Source organism: Rhodococcus sp. PAMC28707 (assembly GCF_004795915.1).
In the GTDB taxonomy this organism is placed as follows: domain Bacteria; phylum Actinomycetota; class Actinomycetes; order Mycobacteriales; family Mycobacteriaceae; genus Rhodococcoides.
In genome coordinates this window covers 51,620-73,918 of the sequence record NZ_CP039253.1, presented here as the reverse complement: position 1 = coordinate 73,918, position 22,299 = coordinate 51,620, and the positions used below count along the sequence as shown (strand labels likewise).

Annotated in this window: 16 protein-coding genes; 5 read left to right on the top strand and 11 right to left on the bottom strand. The window is 62.2% G+C overall.

Annotated features, from left to right (window positions below):
* Positions 1 to 41 precede the first annotated feature (41 nt).
* The 9 genes from E5720_RS00265 to E5720_RS00225 form a co-directional block, all read right to left on the bottom strand.
* On the bottom strand, positions 42 to 1,271 hold the full coding sequence (locus tag E5720_RS00265; RefSeq protein ID WP_136169012.1) for a DUF2399 domain-containing protein: 1,230 nt from the start codon (positions 1,269 to 1,271) through the stop codon (positions 42 to 44).
* Positions 1,261 to 5,442 carry a TIGR02680 family protein gene (locus E5720_RS00260; RefSeq protein WP_136169011.1) on the bottom strand — a complete coding sequence of 1,394 codons (4,182 nt, stop codon included), beginning with the start codon at positions 5,440 to 5,442 and terminating at the stop codon, positions 1,261 to 1,263. Before E5720_RS00260 ends, E5720_RS00265 begins: the two co-directional genes overlap by 11 nt.
* On the bottom strand, positions 5,443 to 6,855 hold the full coding sequence (locus tag E5720_RS00255; RefSeq protein WP_136169010.1) for a DUF2398 family protein: 1,413 nt from the start codon (positions 6,853 to 6,855) through the stop codon (positions 5,443 to 5,445).
* On the bottom strand, positions 6,852 to 8,327 hold the full coding sequence (locus E5720_RS00250) for a TIGR02677 family protein (protein WP_348769852.1): 1,476 nt from the start codon (positions 8,325 to 8,327) through the stop codon (positions 6,852 to 6,854). The genes E5720_RS00255 and E5720_RS00250 overlap by 4 nt, the downstream gene beginning before the upstream one ends.
* A 533-nt stretch (positions 8,328 to 8,860) precedes the next feature.
* Positions 8,861 to 9,415, bottom strand: a complete 555-nt coding sequence (locus E5720_RS00245; protein ID WP_247596105.1) for a hypothetical protein — start codon at positions 9,413 to 9,415, stop codon at positions 8,861 to 8,863.
* 130 nt (positions 9,416 to 9,545) lie between these two features.
* Positions 9,546 to 9,845: a nitrite reductase (NAD(P)H) small subunit gene (locus tag E5720_RS00240; RefSeq protein WP_136169008.1), complete on the bottom strand. Its 300-nt coding sequence runs from the start codon at positions 9,843 to 9,845 to the stop codon at positions 9,546 to 9,548.
* Positions 9,842 to 12,355, bottom strand: a complete 2,514-nt coding sequence (nirB, locus tag E5720_RS00235; protein WP_247596104.1) for a nitrite reductase large subunit NirB — start codon at positions 12,353 to 12,355, stop codon at positions 9,842 to 9,844. Before nirB ends, E5720_RS00240 begins: the two co-directional genes overlap by 4 nt.
* Entirely contained in the window at positions 12,355 to 12,702 is a 348-nt protein-coding gene (locus tag E5720_RS00230) for a molybdopterin oxidoreductase (RefSeq protein ID WP_136169007.1), read from the bottom strand. Before E5720_RS00230 ends, nirB begins: the two co-directional genes overlap by 1 nt.
* 147 nt (positions 12,703 to 12,849) lie before the next feature.
* Positions 12,850 to 13,764, bottom strand: a complete 915-nt coding sequence (locus E5720_RS00225) for a PAC2 family protein (RefSeq protein ID WP_136172316.1) — start codon at positions 13,762 to 13,764, stop codon at positions 12,850 to 12,852.
* A 172-nt stretch (positions 13,765 to 13,936) separates the two neighbouring features.
* Here E5720_RS00225 and metH point away from each other — a divergent pair, with 172 nt between their 5' ends.
* From metH to hisG, 4 genes are read left to right on the top strand one after another with little or no spacing between them, the layout of a single operon-like run.
* Positions 13,937 to 17,506, top strand: a complete 3,570-nt coding sequence (gene metH / locus E5720_RS00220; RefSeq protein ID WP_136169006.1) for a methionine synthase — start codon at positions 13,937 to 13,939, stop codon at positions 17,504 to 17,506.
* Entirely contained in the window at positions 17,499 to 18,197 is a 699-nt protein-coding gene (locus E5720_RS00215; protein ID WP_136169005.1) for an HAD family phosphatase, read from the top strand. Before metH ends, E5720_RS00215 begins: the two co-directional genes overlap by 8 nt.
* Complete coding sequence (locus E5720_RS00210; RefSeq protein WP_179142431.1) at positions 18,194 to 18,475, top strand: phosphoribosyl-ATP diphosphatase; 282 nt, start codon at positions 18,194 to 18,196, stop codon at positions 18,473 to 18,475. The genes E5720_RS00215 and E5720_RS00210 overlap by 4 nt, the downstream gene beginning before the upstream one ends.
* A 48-nt stretch (positions 18,476 to 18,523) precedes the next feature.
* Complete coding sequence (hisG, locus tag E5720_RS00205) at positions 18,524 to 19,375, top strand: ATP phosphoribosyltransferase (RefSeq protein ID WP_136169004.1); 852 nt, start codon at positions 18,524 to 18,526, stop codon at positions 19,373 to 19,375.
* A 17-nt stretch (positions 19,376 to 19,392) separates the two neighbouring features.
* Here the strand turns inward: hisG and E5720_RS00200 are convergent, their stop codons facing one another.
* Together E5720_RS00200 and E5720_RS00195 are read right to left on the bottom strand one after the other, a co-directional pair.
* Positions 19,393 to 20,211: a thioesterase family protein gene (locus E5720_RS00200; protein ID WP_247596262.1), complete on the bottom strand. Its 819-nt coding sequence runs from the start codon at positions 20,209 to 20,211 to the stop codon at positions 19,393 to 19,395.
* A gap of 65 nt (positions 20,212 to 20,276) precedes the next feature.
* On the bottom strand, positions 20,277 to 21,149 hold the full coding sequence (locus E5720_RS00195) for a RecB family exonuclease (RefSeq protein ID WP_348769841.1): 873 nt from the start codon (positions 21,147 to 21,149) through the stop codon (positions 20,277 to 20,279).
* A 151-nt stretch (positions 21,150 to 21,300) separates the two neighbouring features.
* Between E5720_RS00195 and E5720_RS00190 the strand changes: the two genes are divergently transcribed.
* The gene (locus tag E5720_RS00190; RefSeq protein WP_247596103.1) at positions 21,301 to 22,278 is read left to right on the top strand and encodes a tRNA (adenine-N1)-methyltransferase; all 978 of its coding nucleotides are present in this window, start codon (positions 21,301 to 21,303) and stop codon (positions 22,276 to 22,278) included.
* Positions 22,279 to 22,299 lie beyond the last annotated feature (21 nt).

Genomic DNA, 22,299 nt, shown 5'->3' with positions numbered 1-22,299 from the left:
CCGGGGCGTTTCGGCACCCGGGATCAACCGTCCCCATAGAACTACGCCAGGTCGAGGAGAAGGTCGGGCACGAGACGCTCTTCCATTACCGCGCGGCCCGACTCGTGCATCGCCGCCGCAAGATCAGGATCCCACTCACTCGGCCCCGGATGACCTTTCAACGGTTCGGAATTTCGCGCGTCGAGCGCACGAACATACGACTGCGCATCCATCCGCCACGGGACTGCGTTGTAGCGCGAGCGGGCGCGGGCGGTCATCTGCAGGCCTGGCCAATCGAAGTCGTTGCGCCAGAAAAGTTCGGTGCCTGCCCGCACGCCCGAGAGTAGTTTGTGCAGCGCAGCCGACGGCTGGCCATCGGTGCAGACGAGAGTCGCAGAACGACTTCCCAACGATCGAGCGGCTGCCGCTACGACTGCGACGTTCTCGCACACGTAAATTCGATCTGCGACGTTGGTGAGCGGGCCGCGCGAGGCCATGTCGAGGGTGAGTGGGAACGCAATCCCGGCGTCTGCAGCGTCGTTCAGCCACCGTCCGACGGTATGCGTTTCGTCGACTCGATACCCGAACACCAGAACCCGGCTGGACAGTGCGTCGACCGAGACTCCGGCGGTTTCCCACAGCAGCCGAATGCCGACGGGGTCGACTGGACGGGGTATCCCTTCGCGGAGCGAGAGTGCGTCGAGAACGAGACGTGGGGCACCACCGGAGGACAGCGCCTTGGTGTCCCCGCACGCGTATTCGGCGAGTTCGGTCAACGACAAGCCGTCGACGGGAAGGCACGCCAACACCCGTGCAGCCACCCGTAGGGCGTCGACGGCCACGCGTCCTCCGAGTGTGCCGTCCTGATTCAGCAACGAGGACAACCAATGCTCGGCCCAGTCGTCGTCGGTTGTTTCGGCGAGTAGAGCCCGCGCATCGGCGAGTGCAGTGGCCTTGACCTCGGCCTTGTCGGATGCGATCTGCTTTCTGTCCTGTAGCGGAGCGACGGCGTCGAGAGTTGCGATCAGGCCGATCCCACCGTTTCGTGGGTGGGTAAGCCATTCGTCGAAACGGGCGAGATCGAGTTTCGTAGTCTGGGCGCGGCTGTGCAGGCCGGTACTGGATCGAGAGATTGCACTGCACAATCGCCACAGCTCTGCCGGCTCACCCAGGTGCACGGTGATGTTGCCACCGACCTTCAGGTAGTTCGACTCCAACTTCTTGCGCGCGGCGGCCAAGAGTGCGTCGAGTTCCGGCGTGTTTCGCCATCCGAGTTCTTCGTTACCGGACAAATTCGAGACCGCCTTCGGCGTGAGTGGGCACGCGTCGTGTCAACGGCGAACCCAGAGCGGCGGCTAGATCGGAACCATCGTGTTCGGCGAACAGTTCACCGTTCTCCCAGACGAGTAACGCTGCGCTGACAGTGTTTTCCGCTGTCGAATGCGCGAGGTCGTAGTGCGCACACCCGGGGACATCGGAGTAGGTGATCCACAGATCGTAGCCCGTCATGAACAGATCCAGATCGAACTGCACGCTGAGCCCGAGCAGTTCACTACGACCGTTGTCATCGACGCCGGCAAAGGCTTCGTCGAGTGCCAGCAACCGGGGTGCGTGCGGATCGGCCGAGGACAGCATGACGTGCGCGGCCGCGAACAACGGTAGATGTAGAGACACCGATTGCTCACCGCCGGACAACGCGCTGTGTCGCGCGACCGTCAGGCGATCCTCGGTACCGTCGCCGCGAATGAGCGTGAACGAGAAGACCCGCCAACGGCGGTAGTCGAGCGTGGAGGACAGAATCTCGGGGTATGAACGTTCCGGGTGTGCCGCGCGCGCGATTCTGATCTCGGACGCGAAATGTGCTCGCATGGAGGCGAGGTCGTCCGAATTCAGTCCGGACGCGTCACGATCGAGTAGCTTCGAGATCGCTCGTGCGCCTTCGTCGAGATTGTCCGCGAGGACCCAATGCACACCGATCGTGTTGCCAGAGGACATCTTCCGTCGCTTCATCTCGGAAGACATCTGCGCGATGAGCTCGCGGGCATCGACGGTGCGTTCGTGGATCTGCTGCGCCAAGCCGGTCAACAGCGCATCCTCGAGAATTCGACGCTCGTGTTCGGTGAGCAACGTCTCCTGATTCGACCGCGCGTCACCGATACGGTGAGCGAACTCGCCGACCGAGGTGAATCCTTGCTCGTCCTGCACACGAACGATGGTCAGTCCGTCTGGTGCATCCCACTGCAACCGGTAGTCCTGCCCGGACGACGCCAGCTGTGAGTCGAATTCCTGCAGAGCACCGGTCAACGCAGTCCGCGTGCTCTTGCGGTAGGAGTCGCCGGCCTTGACCGACGCGGTGGCCTCGTCGAGCGCCGAGTGGAGTTGGTGCACCACCGGTGGCAGCACCGAAATCTCGTCATCCGGTGACGAGGCACTCTGAATTCGGTAGAGGATCTGTTCGACAGTGAGCCACGCGGAGTCGGACGAGGGCCAGGAATAGAGCTCGTGCACACCAAGGATGGCGAGTAGATCTTTGCGGGCATACGGGGCGAGGCGTGCTGTGTCGTCGAGAGTCTCGGTGAGTGCGGCGCGCAGACCCTCCTGCGCTGTGTTGCATGCACCTTCGGCCTTACCGATCGCCTCTCCGGCTTCCTTGTCCGCTTTGCGTGCTGCGCGTTGCTCGACCTTGCATGCTTCGATCTTTTCGCGTGCCTTCTCCAGGTCGGCGTTGATCTGTTCGGCGGTGGAGCCGAGTTTCTCGGTGAGAATGTCCAACCGCTGAACCTGTTGGAGATGGTTTTCCTGTGCGATCGCGGACTCCTCGGCCAACTCCTCGGCGAGGCCGGTGGATTCTTCCAATCGGTTCTGTGCTTCGCGTGCCCGCTCGGCTTCGCGAACGTGTTCGCCTCGGCGACGAAGGACGAGACCACCCTGATTCTCGAAGTGTCGGATCGCTGCAGCGAGTGAGTCGATATCCCGTGCACTATGGGGAGTTCGGTGGGCGACCGCGGTACTCCGCAGGTGTCTCTCCTTCGCCGAGAGCTCCGCGATAGCCTGGTCGAGCTCACTGTCCGCGGCCGTGGAACCTGCCTGTGAGGTACGAAGGGCGCCCGCCGACTCGGTGACAGTCTTCTGCGCCTTGACGATTCCGGAGACCTTCGGCAAATTCTTCGCAGCAACCGCGAGGCGGCGCAGGAGTTCGGTAGCCGACTGCTCCTCTTCGCGGGCGGCCGCCAAGGACATGCCGGCTGTTTCGATCGAGGTGTCCAGTTCGGCGAGCCGCGTAGCCCGACGACGCGCACGGGCAGTAGCCCCGATGTATTCCGCATCCGGCTTGACGTGACGTCCCCGTTGAACGCCTTGCCAGTAGCGCCCGTCGATGCAGATCGAGGTCACCGCATTCTTCGATGCGCCAGTTTCCTCCAGCAGTGCGATCGAGGTCAGTACATCGCGCACCACGGCCTCTGGCACGTCTGTTCCAGGTTCGATCTCGAGGACGTCAGCCAGCGTGCGGCCCGTCGGACGCTCGGCTTTCGGTACGCCGACCAGAAATTGGTCCGACTCCATGGACCCGAGAGCGCCGGTCGGCGAGATCCATCCGTCGAGAAGGTTCGCGGCCTGCAATGCGCTTTCGACACCAGCAGCTACAGCAGGTTCCACGCCGTCGGCGAATCGAACGAGTTGCCACAACGGCGCTCCGACAAGCCCGTCACGCGAGGACGTACGAGCTGCGAACGGTGGGGGAGCATCGTCGCGTTGAGCAGTGACGAGGTCATGTTCGGCACGCATCGATGCCAGTTCTTCGGTCAGCGCTGCAGCGGCGGCACCCGCTTGCGTCCGCCGTCCGCGCACGTTCTCGAGGCCCTCGGCCGAAGCCTCAGCAAGGACGGCATCCAGGCTCGGTGCGTCGTCCTCTCCGATGTGAGGTACCGCAGCGTCGAGGGAATCGAATGCGGCGACGGTGATTCCAGCAGCCGAGTACTGGGTCGATTTCTCGGCCCACCAGGACCGGAGTCCCGACGCATACTGCGCACGAGCCAACTCCACGGCAGCTTCGGCTTCGGTGACCGACGCGCGAGCAGCTTCGAGCAATTCTCTTGCCCGAGAGGCGCTTCTGTCTGCACGGGCGCGTTCGGTCATCGCCTTCTCGACGGTGCTGAGCGCTTCGCGGACGGCGCGCACATCACCGTCACGTTCCTCGGCATGACCGCGCAGTGCCGTGCTGAACTGGTCGGTGCGCGCACTGGCCGGCATCGACGCCCACGCGATGCCGGCGTCCTCGGCCGCAATCTGGAGATCGTCCTCGGCGCGTGTCAGTGCGGCGACCGAGTCGCGTACCGAGCTTTCGGCGTCGATGGCCTCGGTGGAACGCTGCGCCAGATCCGCCTGCGCTTTACCGGCACGCTCGGACTGCTGGGCGGCGGAGATCTTCAGCTTCGCTGCCGATTCGGCGAGATCGTCGAGTTGTTGTTTGCCCTCGTAGGCACTCGATCGCTGCAGTGTTTCGCGGTCGGCAAGAGCTTGGTCCAGGCCTCGTTCGGCGTCGTCGAATCGCTTCTCGGCGGCAGCGCGCTCGGACAGCCGGCGTTCCTTCAGCGCCGCGGCCGCGAAGTGCGCCGTGGTTGCATGGGTAACGGACTCGAGTCTGCGGCTGATCTGTTCCACGTCCGAGCGAGCTTGCACTCGAAGGTATTTCGCGTACACGCCGACGAAGGTTGTGGCGGCCTGATCTGCCCGAGTCAAGCCTTCGAGCGCGCGACCGACCTCTTCCATGTCACTGAACGAGCGCGCTGCTTCGAGAACCAGTTGCTCGTCCAGCGGGCGCAGACCATCGGTCAGTGCCTGAGAGAGTCCCTTGGGATCCAGGTTCTTCGCCAGTTGCGGACGACGCAACGTCAAGATCAGATTGATCAATTGGTCGTAACGCTGCGCGCCGAGACCGAACATCCGAGCGTCGATGGCCGCTCGGTAGTCGACCGGCCGGTCGGTCAGCGCGTCGGTGCCGAGTCGATCGCCAAGCTGTTTCTTGGTCAGCGGCCGATCATCGGAACCCAGGAGCGAAAAGTCTACGCCGACACGGCCATCGGCGACAAAGTACCAGCGAGTGACCTTGTCGTTCTGTCGACTTGCGCGCATTCCGATACCGACGGTGACGGACTCGGGATCCTCGCGTGAGCCCCGCCCGAACTCCATCCATACATAGGAGTGCGCGCTCTCCTGACCGCGATAGAGGAGGTTGGACTTCATCGTGCGCTCTTCACCGGCGAACGGGTTCAACCGCCTCGGTTCGATTCGTCCATCGAGCACGAAGGGAAACAGAACCTCGAGCGCTTTGGTCTTTCCAGAACCGTTCGGTCCACGAAGCACGAGGCGACCGTCGGCAAAGGAGAATTCCTGATCGCGGTAGTCCCACAGATTGATGATTCCGGCGCGGGTCGGGCGGAAGCGCTGAGCATGTGCGGTCATCTAGTGCGCCTCGGTTTCCGTGGTGTGAGAATGCGAACTCGGTTCTGTGCCGTCGAATTCTGTGGTCTCGAAGAGAGAATCTTGGGGTACCCGGTCTCGCACACTGATCACCACATCGCGGTAGCGAGCGATGACGGGTAGAACGAGTATCCCGCCGGACATGATGTGCACCAGCCGGAGTCGATGCAGCATGCCGACCGCTCGCTCACCGAGACCGATCGGGTCGGCCTGCCATTGGGCCGCGAACGTGCGTCCGTACCTCTCGACCAGGTCGGAGACCGCGCCGTTCACCCAACTGTTCTCCACGAAAGGGTAGAGCTCGGTAGTAGAGTTTTCACCGGTTCGACCTCGCCCACCGAACTCGGCGAGGTCGTCGAACACCCCACCTCCAGGTATCGCCGAGTCGACCAGGTCGATCAGGTCGCTGTCATACGGAATCGGATGGCGTGGCAATTCGAGGGCATCGGGGTCGATCACCCGGTCCGATATCTCACCGGCCAGAAGCAGCGCGACTTGAGCGATCGTTCCTGTGCTGGGGAATCGGAGGTCCGACATCCGCCCGGATGTATCGATCAACGTGACGCCCTCGGCGCGACGCTCGGCGATCAGACCGGTCAGGAGTTCGACGTCGGCGACTGTCCGTACTGCAGCGAGTGCGGTGCGACCGTCCCGATCGAAATCGTCGAAATAGACGACGGGATGCTCGACCAACGCGCGACGCACCTTTCGGAGAGTCTCATTGGGATCTATCGGCGGCCGGGATTCCTCTTCGCTGTCTTCGGTCTGCTCGTCGGATCCCACGAGCAGACCGGTGACCGACCGGAGGTGCTGCACGGCTCTGGGGGGACGGAACATCGCCACGACCACCGATCGCTCGATGTCGTAGAGAGCCTCACCCGAAGCGGGATTGTTCGCCCAGCCGCCTGCATCACCATCGGCGAGCGAAATTGCGCCCCGCGCGGCCAGCCAGCCGACAGCGTCGACGAACGCGTCTCGGTCCGCAGCGCGGTCGGTCGCAAGCTCCACCCCGTCCACCTGGCCTGCCTCGGCGGCGACGTGGTCGGCGAGTTCGGAGAGCGTGATCTGATTGCCTGCTCGGCCGAGCGCAGCCAAGGCCAACGCCAGGTAGGTGTACCTGCGTCGATCGAAGACGCGGTCCGAGGCGGTTCGGGCAGGCTGGGTCGAATCGAGCGCGTCGAGAACCGGAAACAAGCGGGCTGTCGTTTCGGTGACCTCGAGGCGATAGCCGAACAACTCGAGAAGATCCTCGCGAAGCTCGGTTGCCCATCTACGGAGAAGTGGAAGAGCGATACGGTCCGGGTACGTCGCCGTCACCAGATGGTTCGCCAACGCAACGCGCGCCGCACGTTGATAGGAATCGAGTGCCAGGGAAGGTATTTCGCGTGCTCTCACCGGCGCGTCACATCCGCAACCTCGAGTTGCAGCCGATCCAGATGTAACCGTCCACGCGTCGTCCTGACGACTGTCGATATTTCGGAGTCGGTCAGTGTCAATTTCACACCACTGTCCGAACCCGTCGAGCCGGACGTACGACCACTCACCCGGACCCGGGCAGTGAGCGCCGCATTGAGCAAGCTCAGCAACACTTCGGTCTCCTCCTCGTTCAGCGTCCGGTCGTACACACCAACCGAGGCCAAAGATCGAGCTGCGGCACTGCGAGTGCGTTGCGCGGCGAGCTGCTGTTCACGGAGGCGACGAATTCCGCCATCGTTGCGTTGAACGCGGCCAGGCAGGCCGGGCGACGGCGCGCGACCGGTTTCCGCCAAGGTGCGAGAAATTTCGACGGGAGAGGCTTCCCACCAGGATCGAGATGCGGGAATGATGTCCGCATCCGGGTGGACCATGGACAGATGACGGGGTCTGCCGAGACCGAACACGGCATGGAAGAGTGCGTGCGCACTATCCTTGGTTTCGGTGTTGGCGAACCAACCTGCGAGGTGACGGAGTTGACTCTCGCGGCTCACACCACCTCTGCGCGTCTCGGTTACCCGTCGAAGCAGCGACAACACCGCGGCAATGGCGCTCATCGTGCCTTCACGTAGACGTTCGGACTCACTGAGTTCGGCCTCCGCAGCCACGAACCAATGAGACAGACCCGACCACCGCGCCTGCCAGTCGGCACGACGCTCATCGATGGTCAGGAAGACCCGCTCGTCACTGATTGCGGCACGCTCGATCAGCGTCGAGATGGATGTCGATTCGACGACGGCAATGGCCTCCGCCAACTTCGGGGCGTACCGCGTCAGGTCCGAGCTGAACTCACGCATATGCGTCAGGAGTGCATCTTTGTGGACCAGAAACGATTCGGGTGTGATCTCGGTGGTGCGGACGAGGTCGCCGAGGACCAGATAGAAATGTGCCGCCCGAGTGGCCATTTCGGAAAGGGTCGAGTCGAGTCGGCTGAGCTTGCGGTAGATGCGGTCGCCGTCGGCCTGACGGTTCGCCTCGGCCAATTCGTGCATGTCGGCGAGCAGCTCAGGCAGGACGAGCCGGGACAGTGATGCGTCGTCGAGCCTGGCACCGAGCACGTCCTCGACGGCTCGAAACGCCTTGTAGCCGGCCTGGCTGAATTGGTAGACGTAATGGCGGTTGCGGTATTCGGCCAAGGTGGCCGCGCGTGAGCCGTCGTAGCTGCGCTCGAGAAGCTCCCAGGTATGAAGTTGCTCGAGCAGCGGTGCGATTTCGGCCGGGGTGAGCCTTGCGTCCTCGGGCGCATTCTTGGCCAGCGTGTCCGCAATCTCGGCCGCATGTAGAAGAACGACATAGTTGGCGCGGGCGATGTCGAAGGCACGGAGCACCCAAAGATACTCGTTGTGTTTTTCCGCGACCGTGAATGCAAAGAGTTTGAGGCGATCTTCCTGCAAGAACGCTGCCGCGGCATCGAGCCGTGCGTTGTCGTCTGAATCGCTCACTGGAACAGGGTAGGCGTTGGCCGGGGGGTGAGTGAAATGCGTGCGTCGCGCGTCGAGGGTCCCGCCGCGATCAATACGCATCGTCCCGCCGCCCGTGAACTGATTCGGCCCGAACTACCCACCTCGAAGTGCGGTCGCCGATGAAAATCACCGTTAGAGCCACGCTCCCGCGCCAATGACACAACAGCACCCGAGCAAACATGTTGATTTGCCTTGGACGATGCAGACCTCGTGGGCCGGCCCCGTCTCGCAACTTCGAGCGGTGCGGGCCGAGAGTCGCTAGCTGAGATGCCGATAGATAGGTGGCTGGCCAGATACGGCGGGGTGCTTCCACGACATGGCAGGAACCTCACCGGGCGGAGCCTGTCGTTCGCCGAACGGGAGGAGAATTGAACCATCTCCAGTGTCCGAAATCCCCGCGGCAGATCATCTTGACCAAACGTCACAATTCGTTCGTTATGAAACGTCGGCGAGTTTGTATGGTGCTACCGCAGTGCTTTGCGTGCTTCGGGCCAGAATGCGAAACCAGCAATGGCCAGGCCTCCGGCACCGATAATTGTTATCGCCGCATCGACGCTTTGTCGGCCCTGTTTGGCCCAATAGACGTCTTCAAGATCGAGAAGCAGCGCGAGCTCATCAACGATCAGCGCCGCGCCTACGCCGTAACTCAATGCGGTTACCGGATGTCGCCGGTGCTCCTCCGCACCGCGAATAGCAATCGCACCGACGCCCCCAAGCATTGCTATACCGATGTTGTAATGATGAAAGTGTTTACCGCCCATGCTCATACCGCCACCAGAGGGGCCGTGACCATCCTTGATCCAGTGAGTCAGTGCGCGGACCACGGCGAAGGTAGCGGTGAATGAAGCCCACGACAGCACCGCAGATTGTTGGCCCGGATCCAGGCTTTGCTTCCAGGCGCGGCTCACCCGATTGGCACGCTGATGGCGCAGGTTTCGATGTGCCTCAGCGGCGCCATACGGTCGGGTCGGCACCCCGTCACCCATGGCGTCTGAACTCGAGTCGGCGCGATTGTCCATCTCTCGACCATGCCAGATAAGTTGACGATCTGCGGTGACTCGAGACTATCTAGCTACCCTGGTACCTACCGCACATCATGTTCTACAAGCCGGCCCAGTCGTAAGCCCCACGAAAGAAATGCGGGTGTAGCTACACCTCCACCATGACCTTTCCATCGACGATTACTGCGGGATACGTTCGTACGGAGGTAATTCCGCTCGGACAGGTGCCGTCGTCGAGAGAGAACGCGTATTGATGCATCGGGCACATCACGATCGAGCCGTCGATTTGACCGTCCGCCAATGGCCCACCTTTGTGCGGGCACACCGCGTCCATGGCGCGCACACTCCCATCCTGGAGGAGGAATACCGCTACCTGCCTGCCGTCGACGACGTAGGCGCGGCCCTCACCTGGTGTCAGGTCTTCGACAGGACCTACCGGCACGCTCATCGGACCGGTACCTGGGGGAGCGGGAGGAGCGGCAAGGACGGTGTGAACTGCGCAGGCGACTTGGGTTCGGCCCGGTCCTGCCAGGGGTCCCGGTACCCGTCCACCGATGTTTGCATGCGTTGTTCGAGTCCAGCGACGATTCCGTCACCGTCCTCGACCAGAACTCGTCGAAGCTCGTCCAACCCGACCCGGGGGACCCAGGCATATGTTCGCTCGAGCCACTGCGCCGTCTCTCGGTAGTGCTGGATGAAGATCCCGGCCATCCGCAGAACTTCTTCGCCGCCGACGACAATGGCCAGTAGATCGCCCTTCCTGATGTGGGCACCTGCGGCTCCGCCGACATAGAGCTCCCATTTGTCCTCGCCGACGGACACGACACCGAAGTCCTTGCACAGTGCTTCGGAACAGTTTCGCGGGCATCCGGCGACGGCAAGCTTCAGTTTGCCGGGGGTCTCGAGTCCCTGGAAGCGCTCTTCGAGTGCGATTCCCAGCGCCGTCGAATCGCCGAGGCCGAAGCGGCAGAAGTCGCTGCCGACGCACGTTTTCACGGTTCGCATGCTCTTGCCGTACGCGAACCCGGACGGCATGTCGAGGTCACCCCAGACCTTGGGTAGATCCTCCTTCTTGATTCCGAGCAGGTCTATGCGCTGCCCGCCGGTGACCTTGACCAGCGGAACGTGATATTTGTCGGCGACGTCGGCGATCTTGCGAAGTTGATCCGGGGTAGTGACCCCGCCCTTCATCTGCGGTACGACCGAGAAGGTGCCGTCACGCTGGATGTTGGCGTGGACGCGATCGTTGATGAAGAGCGCACCCCGTTCGTCTACCCAGTCCGGTCCCCAGATCGTTCGCAGCAAAGAGGCGAGTGGCATCTTCGCGCTCGCATCTTCGCGGCCACCTGCAGCGAGTTCGCTGAACACCTGCGACACCGAACGTAGGTCGCGCGCGCGGATGATCTCGATCAAGGCAGGCTTGGCCAACGGGATGGACGGCACATACCAGTCGGCGGCGGGGTCGGGGGCGACCGCGCCTCCGGCAGCGCAGGCCAAGATATCGGCGACGAGGCCTTTGCAGGAACCACACCCCTTACCTGCGCGGGTCTTGGCGGTGACGTCGCTCATCGTCGTGGCACCTGCGTGAACGCAGGCGACGATCTGACCTTTGGTGACGCCGTTGCAATTGCACACCTGGACGTCGTCGGCCAGTTCGGCTGCACCGGTTGCCGCTGTCGGGGTTCCCATGTCGAACAACATGCTGATTCGTTCCTCGGGGAGCGGAACCTTCTCGTCGAACGCCTGCGTCAAAAAGTTCGCTTTGCTGATGTCCCCGAGAAGCGTGGCACCGATGAGTTTGCCGTCGCGGACAACGACGCTCTTGTACGTTCCGCTGCGTGGTTCGTAGAACTGGACGAACTCGTCGTCCTCACGCTCCGGCCCTTTGACGCCCATTGCTGCCACGTCGACACCGGCCACTTTGAGTTTGGTGGTCAGGCGTGAACCATGGTATGCGGCAGAAGGATTCGCATTGGTCAGATGATCGGCGAGGACGACGGCCTGTTCCCAGAGCGGGGCTACGAGGCCGTACACCTCACCGCGATGTTGGCAGCATTCACCCACTGCGAAGATCGACCCCTCGTCCTCGCAGCGCAGTTGATCGTCCACCACGATTCCGCGTTCGATCACCAGTCCGCCCCCGCGTGCGAACTCGACATTGGGACGGATTCCGGCGGTCACGACGATCATGTCGGCGGCAAGTGAGGTGCCGTCGTTGAAGCCCACACCAGCCACTGCGCCCTCGCTGGTACGCAACACCGAAGTTGTGCGTTTGGAGGTGTGCACACCGACGCCGAGTGCTTCGATCTTGTTGCGCAGTACCCGTCCACCGCGTTCGTCCAACTGCTGGTTCATCAGGTGGCCGGGCGAGTGCACGATATCGACGTCCAAGCCTTGCGTTCGAAGACCGTACGCAGCTTCCAATCCGAGCAGTCCGCCGCCGATCACGACCGCAGCGACGTCGTCCTGAGCCTCCGCCATCTGCAACATGCCGTTCGTGTCGGCGATGGTCCGGAATCCGAACACCCCGCGGGCGAGGCGACCGTCGCTCTCACGAAGCCCGTCCATGTTCGGAAAGAACGTGTTGCTACCGGTGGCGATGATCAGGACGTCGTACGCGACAGTTCGACCACTTTCACACACCACGGACTTGGCGAACCGATCCAGCGAGACGGCACGGTCGCCCGCATAGAGCGTGACACCGTTTTCGCGATACCAGCTCATCGGATTGAGGAGCAGATCTTCGTCGTCGATGCCGGCTTCACCGGACAACACGTGCGACAGCATGATCCTGTTGTAGTTGCCGTACGGCTCGTCGCCGATCATCGTGATGTCGAACAGTGTGCTTCCGCCGCGTTTGAGGATCTCCTCGACTGTGCGTGCGCCCGCCATACCGTTCCCGACTACGAGCAACTTCCTCACGCCGGTCTTCCCGCCACCCATCGCGTCTGCACTCATCAGATCAGCACCAGTCCGAAGTCGACGACGACTTCGCCGGTCGTCCCTTCCGGTGCCGCCACGACGAGCTCGAGGACGGAATCCGGATCCACGTCCTCGACGACACGAAGCGCGATGTTGACCCCGCTCTTGGAGCCCATGGGGAACATCCGCATGGGCTGCCCGTCCCTCAGCAAGGTCACGACCACCAGCTCTTCGCTCGAATTGCCGCCACGAAAGTACAGCGATTGAGCGGTAGCCCCGGATGGAACGACGAACCTGGTCGACGGATCTATCGACTCGGGCTTGCTCAGCCCGTGCCCGGTGAACGGGAAGACGCCCTGGAGAAATCGCGGTGTGCTGGCCATGACGCCACGGTGCCGCGTCGGGGTTGCACTCCCGCTGCGTTGACGTTACGTAGGGGTCAGAAAGATCTCACGATGATCGTTCTGCCGCTGTGCGGTTGCGCTCGGGCCTGCAACTGCAACTGCAACTGCGACCCGGACCGAGTTCCGCTACAGCCCGAAGTTCCCGGGCCCCCGACGTCGAAGATAACGCTCGAACTCGGCTGCGATGGCGTCGCCGTCGATCTTCGAGATCGCATCGCTGATGTCCACCTCGGCATCTCCGCGCTCCTCGAGCGTTCGAACGTATTCGCTGATTTCCTCGTCCTCCGCGGTCATTTCGTTGACGGCTTCTTCCCAGTCCTCGGCCTGGGAAGGGAGCTCACCGAGCGGAACTTCGATATCCAGTACATCCTCGACGCGCTGGAGTAACGCCACGGTCGCCTTGGGGTTGGGTGGCTGCGACACGTAGTGCGGCACGGCTGCCCAGAACGAGACGGCCGGAACGCCTGCCTTGACGCATTCGTCCTGTAGGACACCGGTGATGCCCGTCGGCCCCTCGTATCGAGTCTGCTCGAGGTTGAAACGTTCGGCGGCCTCGACGCTGTACGCACTTCCCGTCACCGGTACCGGTCGGGTGTGCGGGGTGTCTGCGAGCAGAGCGCCGAGGATGACCACGGTGTCCACGCCGAGTTGCTCGATGAACTCGAGCAGGTCGTCGCAAAAGCTCCGCCAGCGCATGTTGGGTTCGATACCGCGCAGCAACACGACGTCCCTGCTGCTGCCGGGGGGCGAGCACACCGACAAGCGCGTCGACGGCCACTGTATTTCTCTGGTGACACCCTCGACCTGTCGAATCGTCGGACGGTTCACCTGGTAGTCGTAGTAGTCCTCGGAGTCCAGCTCAGCCAACGGACTGGCATCCCAGATCAATTCCAGATGCTCGACGGCGCCACTCGCTGCGTCCCCCGCGTCGTTCCAGCCCTCGAATGCGGCCACCAGAATCGGGTCGCGCAGCGTGGGAAGCTCCGGCTCGACGTCCGAATTTTCGTCTTCGGAGACGAATAACGATGTGGAATTGGACACAACATCGGAGACGGCTTCGAGCAGCGCTTCTGCAGCGTTGTCTGAATTGTCGCGTTCTGTAACGTCGTTGTCAGCTGGAATATTGCCGTCGCTGTTTCGGGGACTCACCACGACAGCCTACGACCAGCCCGGCCCGTCTTGGGTATCGCTGTGTGACCACTAGGCTGTAGCAATGCCTGCGCTACACAAGACCGGTCTGCTGGAAGCGATTCGTTCGCGCGTTGTCATCGGTGACGGTGCGATGGGGACTATGTTGCAGGACGCCGAATTGACGCTCGACGACTTCATCGGTCTCGAGGGCTGCAACGAGATTCTCAACGACACCCGTCCCGATGTACTTCGTGAGATCCACCGCGCCTACTTCGATGCGGGCGCAGACGCCGTCGAAACCAACACCTTCGGTTGCAACCTTCCGAACCTGGCGGACTACGACATCGAGGATCGGATCCGCGAACTGGCCGAGAAGGGGACACGTCTCGCGCGTGAAACGGCTGACGAGATGGGTCCCGGTCGCGACGGGATGGACCGATTCGTGCTGGGCTCGATGGGCCCGGGTACCAAACTTCCGACGCTGGGTCACGCGCCGTTCGCACGCCTACGTGATGCATATACCGAGGCCGCGCTCGGCATGATCGACGGCGGTGCCGATGCAATTCTCATCGAAACCTGCCAGGACCTGCTTCAGGTCAAAGCGGCAATCATCGGTAGCCAGCACGCGATGGACAAGCTGGGTGCGCGCATTCCGATCATCACGCACGTCACCGTGGAAACCACGGGCACCATGCTCGTCGGAAGTGAGATCGGCGCAGCGCTGACTGCGCTGGAGCCACTCGGTATCGACATGATCGGGCTGAATTGCGCAACTGGACCCGCAGAGATGAGTGAGCATCTTCGGCATCTGTCGAAGCACTCGAGGTTGCCGGTGTCCGTCATGCCGAACGCCGGGCTACCCACTCTGGGAGCCAGGGGAGCCGAATATCCACTGACCGCGCCCGAGTTGGCGATCGCACTGAGCGGCTTCGTCTCCGAATACGGTCTATCGCTGGTCGGCGGGTGCTGCGGAACGACGCCCGAGCACATTCGTCAGGTCGCCGATCTCGTTCACGGCACCCGCCAGGCCGAGCGCACGCCCACCCCGGAACCGGGTGTTTCCTCGCTCTATTCGGCTGTGGCCTTCGAACAGGATTCCAGCATCCTGGTGATCGGCGAGCGTACCAATTCCAACGGTTCCAGGGCATTTCGCGACGCAATGCTCGCCGAGGACTACGAGAAGTGCCTCGACATCGCCAAGGACCAGACTCGCGACGGCGCACACATGCTCGACCTGAACGTCGACTACGTGGGCCGGGACGGGGCCGCTGACATGGCTGCACTCGCCAGTCGTCTTGCAACGGCATCCACGTTGCCGATCATGCTCGACTCCACCGAACCTGCCGTACTGGAAGCCGGACTGGAGCATCTCGGTGGTCGCAGCGCAGTCAACTCGGTCAACTACGAGGACGGAGCAGGCCCGGACTCGCGTTTTCAGAAGATCATGCGGCTCGTCAAGGAGCACGGCGCTGCTGTCGTCGCCCTGACCATCGATGAAGAAGGTCAGGCACGCACCGCCGAGTGGAAGGTCCGCGTCGCCGCACGCCTGATCGAGGACATCACCGGCAACTGGGGTCTTCGTCAGGAAGACATCATCGTCGACACACTCACCTTCCCGATTTCCACTGGGCAGGAAGAAGTACGACGCGATGGAATCGAAACGATCGAGGCCATCCGCCAACTCAAGGAACTCTATCCCCGGGTGCACACCACGCTCGGATTGTCGAACATCTCCTTCGGTTTGAATCCCGCTGCACGGCAGGTCCTCAACTCGGTGTTCCTGCACGAGTGCACCCAGGCCGGGTTGGACACGGCCATCGTGCACGCATCGAAGATTCTGCCGATGAACAAGATCCCCGACGAGCATCGCGAGATTGCACTCGATTTGGTGTACGACCGTCGATCCGAGGGGTACGACCCGCTGCAAAAGCTAATGCAGCTCTTCGAAGGGGTTTCGGCGGCGTCGGCACGCGAGTCTCGTGCCGAAGAACTTGGCCGATTGCCGCTGTTCGAGCGGCTCGAGCGGCGCATCGTCGACGGTGAACGCAACGGACTCGAAGCGGATCTGGATGCGGGAATGAAGGAAAAGCCACCGCTGGCGATCATCAACGAAACGCTCCTGTCGGGCATGAAGACCGTTGGAGTGTTGTTCGGCTCCGGTCAGATGCAGCTGCCGTTCGTGTTGGCGTCCGCTGAGGTGATGAAGGCCGCTGTCGCGTACCTCGAACCCCACATGGAAGCGTCGGACGACGACGGCAAAGGGCGAATCGTCCTCGGCACCGTCAAGGGCGACGTGCACGACATCGGCAAGAACCTCGTCGACATCATTCTCAGCAACAATGGGTACGAGGTCGTCAACCTTGGGATCAAACAGCCGATCGCGACAATTCTGGAAGCGGCGATCGACAAGCGTGCCGACGTCATCGGCATGTCGGGACTGCTGGTCAAATCCACGGTTGTCATGAAGGACAACCTGATCGAACTCAACAACAGGGGAGTCGCCGAGAAGTTTCCGGTGCTGCTCGGTGGCGCAGCTTTGACGCGCTCCTATGTCGAGAACGATCTACAGGACGTCTACCAAGGCGATGTCCACTATGCCCGCGACGCGTTCGAGGGTCTGAGCCTGATGGACACCATCATGACGACCAAGCGTGGAGGTGGGCCGGCGCCGGACAGCCCAGAGGCATTGGCGGCCAAGGCGAAAACCGAAGAGCGCAAGGCCCGCCACGAACGCTCACGTCGAATCGCCGAGCAGCGCAAGGCGAACGAGGTTCCTATCGTGGTGCCGGAGCGTTCGGACGTCGCGACGGATATCGAGACTCCGACTCCGCCGTTCTGGGGGACTCGCATCGTCAAGGGCGTGTCGTTGTCCGACTACTCCGAACTACTCGACGAACGCGCACTCTTTCTCGGCCAGTGGGGCTTGCGTGGCGCGCGCAAGGGCGAAGGAGCAACGTACGAGGACCTCGTCGAGTCGGAAGGCAAACCGCGACTACGGTATTGGCTGGATCGTCTCAGCACCGACGGCATTCTCGCGCATGCGGCCCTCGTCTATGGATACTTCCCGGCGGTCTCGGAAGGTGACGACGTCGTCGTACTGACCGAGCCGCGCGTCGATGCGCCCGAACGATTCCGGTTCACCTTCCCACGTCAGAATCGTGATCGATTCCTGTGCATCGCCGACTTCATTCGGTCGCGGAAAGACGCCACGAAATCTGGTCAGGTGGATGTCCTTCCGATGAATCTGGTCACGATGGGGCAGCCGATCGCGGATTTCGCAAACGAACTGTTCGCTGCGGACTCGTACCGTGACTACCTCGAAGTGCACGGCATCGGTGTGCAGCTGACCGAGGCACTCGCCGAGTATTGGCATCGTCGAGTCCGTGAAGAACTGAAGCTTTCCAGTGGTGCGAGTGTTGCGGCCGAGGACCCGACCGAGGCCGAGGGATACTTCAAACTCGAATACCGTGGTGCGCGTTACTCGTTCGGTTACGGTGCGTGCCCGGACCTCGAGGATCGCATCAAGTTGGCTGCCCTTCTCGAACCCGAACGGATCGGCGTCAAGCTGTCGGAAGAACTACAACTGCATCCAGAGCAATCCACGGATGCATTCGTTCTTCATCACCCGGAGGCCAAGTATTTCAATGTCTGACTCTTCTGACCGCCGTCTGCGGGCTGTGCTGTGGGACATGGACGGAACTTTGCTCGATTCCGAGAAGATCTGGGACGTCGCGGTCGAGGAACTGTCCCTCGATCTCGGACGTGAACTGACGCCGGAGGTTCGCGAGAGCACTCTCGGAAATTCGATGCAGGACGCCCTCCGCACAGTGTTCGCCCACACCGGCACCGAGGTGACCGATCAGTCGCTGGCCACCGCAAGGGACTGGCTCACCGACCGTGTCGCTGTGTTGTTCGCCGAGGGAATCTCGTGGCGCCCCGGTGCCAAGGACGCTCTTGCGCTGGTCCGCGATCTCGGTCTCAGGTCAGCTCTGGTGACCAACACCGAGCGGGGCCTGGTCGAGTACGCGTTGGATACCGTCGGCCGTGACTACTTCGACGCCACTGTGAGCGGCGACGAAGTCGAGGCCGGCAAACCGCATCCTGCGCCCTATCTCCGCGGGGCCTCGTTACTCGGTGTCGCTCCGGAGGACTGCCTCGCTGTCGAGGACTCACCGACCGGATCGTTGTCCGCTCATCGCGCCGGTTGTTCCGTGCTTTTTGTGCCCTCCGAACTCGCGGTAACCCCTCGTGCGGGTTATGTCGTACGCAGCTCGCTCGTCGGGCTTACCGCCGACGAACTCTCCTCGGCGTGGTGCGATGCGCGTTCCACTACTTCGTCATGAAAGAATCACAACCCGTGAAGACCTTCGAATCCCTGTTCGCCGAGCTCACCGATCGCGCCGCGACACGCCCTGAGGGTTCCGGCACCGTCGCTGCGTTGGATGCAGGCGTGCATGCGCAAGGAAAGAAGATCCTCGAAGAAGCAGGCGAAGTGTGGATCGCCGCGGAACACGAGAGCGATGAAGCGCTCGCCGAGGAGATCTCCCAGCTTCTTTATTGGGTTCAGGTGTTGATGGTGGGTAAGGGCCTCGAACTCGAAGATGTCTACCGACATCTGTGAGCTCCGCCCCGACGATTCCCGACCGAAACCCCCGAACAGGAAAACTCCATGTTGCGTGTAGCAGTTCCCAACAAAGGCTCGCTCTCCGAATCTGCCGCTGAGATTCTGTCCGAGGCCGGATATCGGCGCCGGACCGACGCTCGTGATCTCACAGTCCTCGATCCAGCCAATCAGGTCGAGTTCTTTTTTCTGCGCCCGAAAGATATTGCCATCTACGTCGGCTCCGGCGAGCTCGACCTCGGCATCACCGGCCGCGATCTTGCACTCGATTCAGGTGCCCCCGTCGATGAGCGTTTGGCCCTCGGCTTCGGGCGATCCAGCTTCAGATATGCTGCGCCGGCAGGAAAAGAATGGACGGCGGAGAGCCTCGACGGACTCCGAATCGCAACCTCGTACCCGAACCTCGTACGAGCAGACCTGGCTCGTCGCGGCCTTACTGCAGAGGTCATTCGACTCGACGGCGCCGTAGAGATCTCCATCCAGCTCGGTGTCGCCGACGCCATCGCCGATGTCGTTGGCTCCGGTCGTACCTTGCGGCAACACAATCTGGTCGCGTTCGGTGAGTCCCTGTGTGATTCGGAAGGTGTTCTGATTTCGCGGGCAGGTAGCGAGGACACCGACAAGGTTCGGAAGCAGTTGATCGCTCGCGTACAGGGCGTCGTGTTCGCGCAGCAGTACCTCATGCTCGATTACGACTGCCCGAAGTCCATTCTCGAAGAGGCCGTCAAGATCACGCCCGGCATCGAATCCCCGACGCTCTCACCGATGGTCGACGACAACTGGGTTGCGGTGCGGGCAATGGTGTCTCGCAAGGTGCACAACAGCGTCATGGACGAACTGGCGGACCTGGGAGCCAAAGCTATTCTCGCTTCGGATATCAGGTCCTGTCGCGCCTTCTGACCAGTCGGATCTCGCCCCTATGGGCGCGGTCTGACCAGCACTGTCTGTGCGATACGACCGATCGGCCCTCGTTCGTCGTGTAGCACACCGGCAGACATTGCGAACCCATCTGGCCCGGTGGACGTTTCGGCCGAAATTCCGACCCACTCACCCTCCGGTACGCGGAAGATGTGGACGGTGAGATCGGTATTGAGGAAGGTCCACCGGTTCAGGTCGAGTTTGGCACCGATACCGTTCGCGATATCGGCAATCGAGAACAATCTTTCGAGGGGCGTCATCTCCTCGCCCAATACCAAAGCTGGTGTAGGCCTTGCCCATACCTGTCCTGGTCCGTTACCGCCCAGTTCGGTGAGCGCGAACATCTCGATGTTGTCGAGATACCCGGACTTCCAGATTCCTCCCCAGTTGTGACTTATGCCCTCCGACAGGGGTTTCAAGGACGAGTCGGCTTGGTGGGACTCGCTCGAGGTGTCGACGGTGCTCATCCGCCACGCTGTGCCTCGGGCAACCGCGCGTTCGACACCCTCGCGGACAACACCGTCCCGATCGACTCGATCAGGAGACCGAGCCCATAATTCGGCAACGACGAGTTCGATGTTCGCGCCCGGTCGATCGACCCAGGAGCGAACTTCGATTTCCGAGATGGGCACGGGGCCGAGCAATTCGACGACGACCCGGCTCACGCGTACGTCCTCGCGCGGTGCGACACGCTCGAGAGCCCGAACGAGCAAGGCCGATGGGGGTGCGCCGTGCTGCATGGTCGGTGCCCACAAGCTCACCGTACGACGAGTCGTGGAGAACACCTCGTTGCCCTGAGCGTTGAGCCCGAGGGGCACGAAGAATGCGTCCGGCTCGGTCTGGGCAGCGGGGGTCGCGGAGATCGGGGTGTGCTCGCTCGAGGTCACAGGCTCATCTCCGACACGAGCAGGTTCTGATCCTGAAGTTCGTCCGGCCACCCTGGATAGGCCGGGGGAGTGCCACCGAACTCAGGACATACGGCCTGGTGATCGCACCACCCGCACAGTTTGGTTCGCTTCGGTCGAAAGTCGCCGGACTGCCCTGCCTCGAGAATTGCCTTCCATATCGCCGACAGCATCCGTTCGAACCGAATCAATTCTTCCTCGTCGGGTGTGTAGGTCAGCGACTTCTTGTCACCGAGGTACATCAACTTGAGCTGGGAGGGCACGACGCTGCGCATCCGCATGATCACCAGTGCGTAGAACTTCATCTGAAAGAGCGCCTTGGCCTCGGTGAACTCACGAGGAGACTTGCCTGTCTTGTAGTCGACGACACGGATCATGCCATTGGGTGCAACATCGATTCGATCGATGAATCCGCGAAGAGGAGTGCCGTCGGCCAGTTCGATCTCCACCCGTTGTTCACAAGACTCCGGATCGAATCTGGTCGGATCTTCCATCTCGTAGTACCCGGCCACCAGTGCGCGCGCTTGGTCGAGAAGTGTCTCGCGTTCCTTATCCTCGAACAGTGCGTCCAGTTCCGGTGATTCTTCGAGCACACGATCCCACGCGGGGGACACCAACTCGACCGCAGTGTCGGAATTCCTTGTCTCGGTTGGCATTGCGTACAGCGCTTCGAGGGCAGCGTGAACGACGGTTCCTTTGACCTGAGCTGTGGTGGACTTCTCGGGAAGACGATCCACTGCTCGAAATCGGTAGAGCAAAGGACACTGTTTGAAGTCGTTCGCGCGGGAGGGCGACAGTGCGGGCCTACTCCGGCGCGGACGTGGCTGCGCCGGCAATTCCAAAATACTCACATAGGGCAGGGTAAGCCCCTGCCCCGACAGAATCGGGGAAGGCCGTAGTCTGGGCGGTCGAGTCGCTTCCGAATATCCGGATCGGCGGCCGCCTTCCCATGCAGATTTACGCGCGGGCGGATGGTTGAGCTGCAAGTACTAGAAAGTGGGAATGGCTGTGTCTTCGGACGAGAGCGTGTCTTCGGGCGAAATCGAATCATCCGAGGAGGCTTTCGCATCCGACCCAGTTCCTGCATCCGGCCCAGCTCCCACACACGATGCGGTTCCTGAGCCCACCGAAAGTGCCGGACCCGCCAGGAGCGGACCGTTCCGCACCGGCGACAGAGTCCAGCTGACCGACGGCAAGGGCAGGCACTACACGGTGGTACTCGAGCCCGGCAAGGAGTTCCATACTCACCGCGGCGGAATCACCCACGACAAGCTCCTCGGTGCCGACGAGGGCAGCGTCGTCACGTCCGTGAACGGCACGCCGTATTTGGCGCTTCGCCCACTGTTGACCGACTATGTTCTGTCGATGCCGCGCGGCGCACAGGTCATCTACCCCAAGGATGCTGCGCAGATCGTCCACGAGGGCGACGTGTTTCCCGGAGCGCGCGTACTGGAAGCCGGAGCGGGTTCCGGTGCGCTGACGTGTTCGCTGCTTCGGGCGGTCGGATCCGAGGGCACCGTCATCTCGTACGAGATCAGGCAGGACCACGCCGACTATGCCGTGAAGAACGTCGAAACGTTCTTCGGCGAGCGGCCGTCGAACTGGGATTTGACCGTGGCCGACATCGATCAGTTCGCCGCGGATCATCCCGGTGAGACGGTTGACCGCGCAATTCTCGACATGCTCGCGCCGTGGGATGCCCTGCCCGCCGTCGCGGATGCGATCGTCCCCGGAGGGGTGTTGATCGTCTACGTCGCGACGGTAACGCAACTCTCACGCGTCGTCGAAGCTCTGCGCGCGCAAGAATGCTGGACCGAACCGAAGTCGTGGGAGTCCATCGTCCGCGGTTGGCACGTCGTGGGATTGGCAGTGCGCCCCGAGCATCGTATGCAGGGGCACACCGCATTCTTGATCAGCGCTCGCAAACTGGCAGCCGGGACCGTTACCCCGAAGCCTCAGCGTCGATCCGGCAAGGGCTGACGGATCTCGACAGTTCTCGGT

What these genes read in the sequence shown, in the direction of transcription:
- E5720_RS00260 (WP_136169011.1), bottom strand. Translation starts at nt 5,442, where the DNA reads ATGACCGCACATGCTCAGCGCTTCCGCCCGACCCGCGCCGGAATCATC.
- E5720_RS00245 (WP_247596105.1), bottom strand. Translation starts at nt 9,415, where the DNA reads ATGGACAATCGCGCCGACTCGAGTTCAGACGCCATGGGTGACGGGGTG.
- E5720_RS00240 (WP_136169008.1), bottom strand. Translation starts at nt 9,845, where the DNA reads ATGAGCGTGCCGGTAGGTCCTGTCGAAGACCTGACACCAGGTGAGGGC.
- nirB (WP_247596104.1), bottom strand. Translation starts at nt 12,355, where the DNA reads ATGAGTGCAGACGCGATGGGTGGCGGGAAGACCGGCGTGAGGAAGTTG.
- E5720_RS00230 (WP_136169007.1), bottom strand. Translation starts at nt 12,702, where the DNA reads ATGGCCAGCACACCGCGATTTCTCCAGGGCGTCTTCCCGTTCACCGGG.
- metH (WP_136169006.1), top strand. Translation starts at nt 13,937, where the DNA reads ATGCCTGCGCTACACAAGACCGGTCTGCTGGAAGCGATTCGTTCGCGC.
- E5720_RS00215 (WP_136169005.1), top strand. Translation starts at nt 17,499, where the DNA reads ATGTCTGACTCTTCTGACCGCCGTCTGCGGGCTGTGCTGTGGGACATG.
- E5720_RS00210 (WP_179142431.1), top strand. Translation starts at nt 18,194, where the DNA reads ATGAAAGAATCACAACCCGTGAAGACCTTCGAATCCCTGTTCGCCGAG.
- hisG (WP_136169004.1), top strand. Translation starts at nt 18,524, where the DNA reads ATGTTGCGTGTAGCAGTTCCCAACAAAGGCTCGCTCTCCGAATCTGCC.
- E5720_RS00190 (WP_247596103.1), top strand. Translation starts at nt 21,301, where the DNA reads ATGGCTGTGTCTTCGGACGAGAGCGTGTCTTCGGGCGAAATCGAATCA.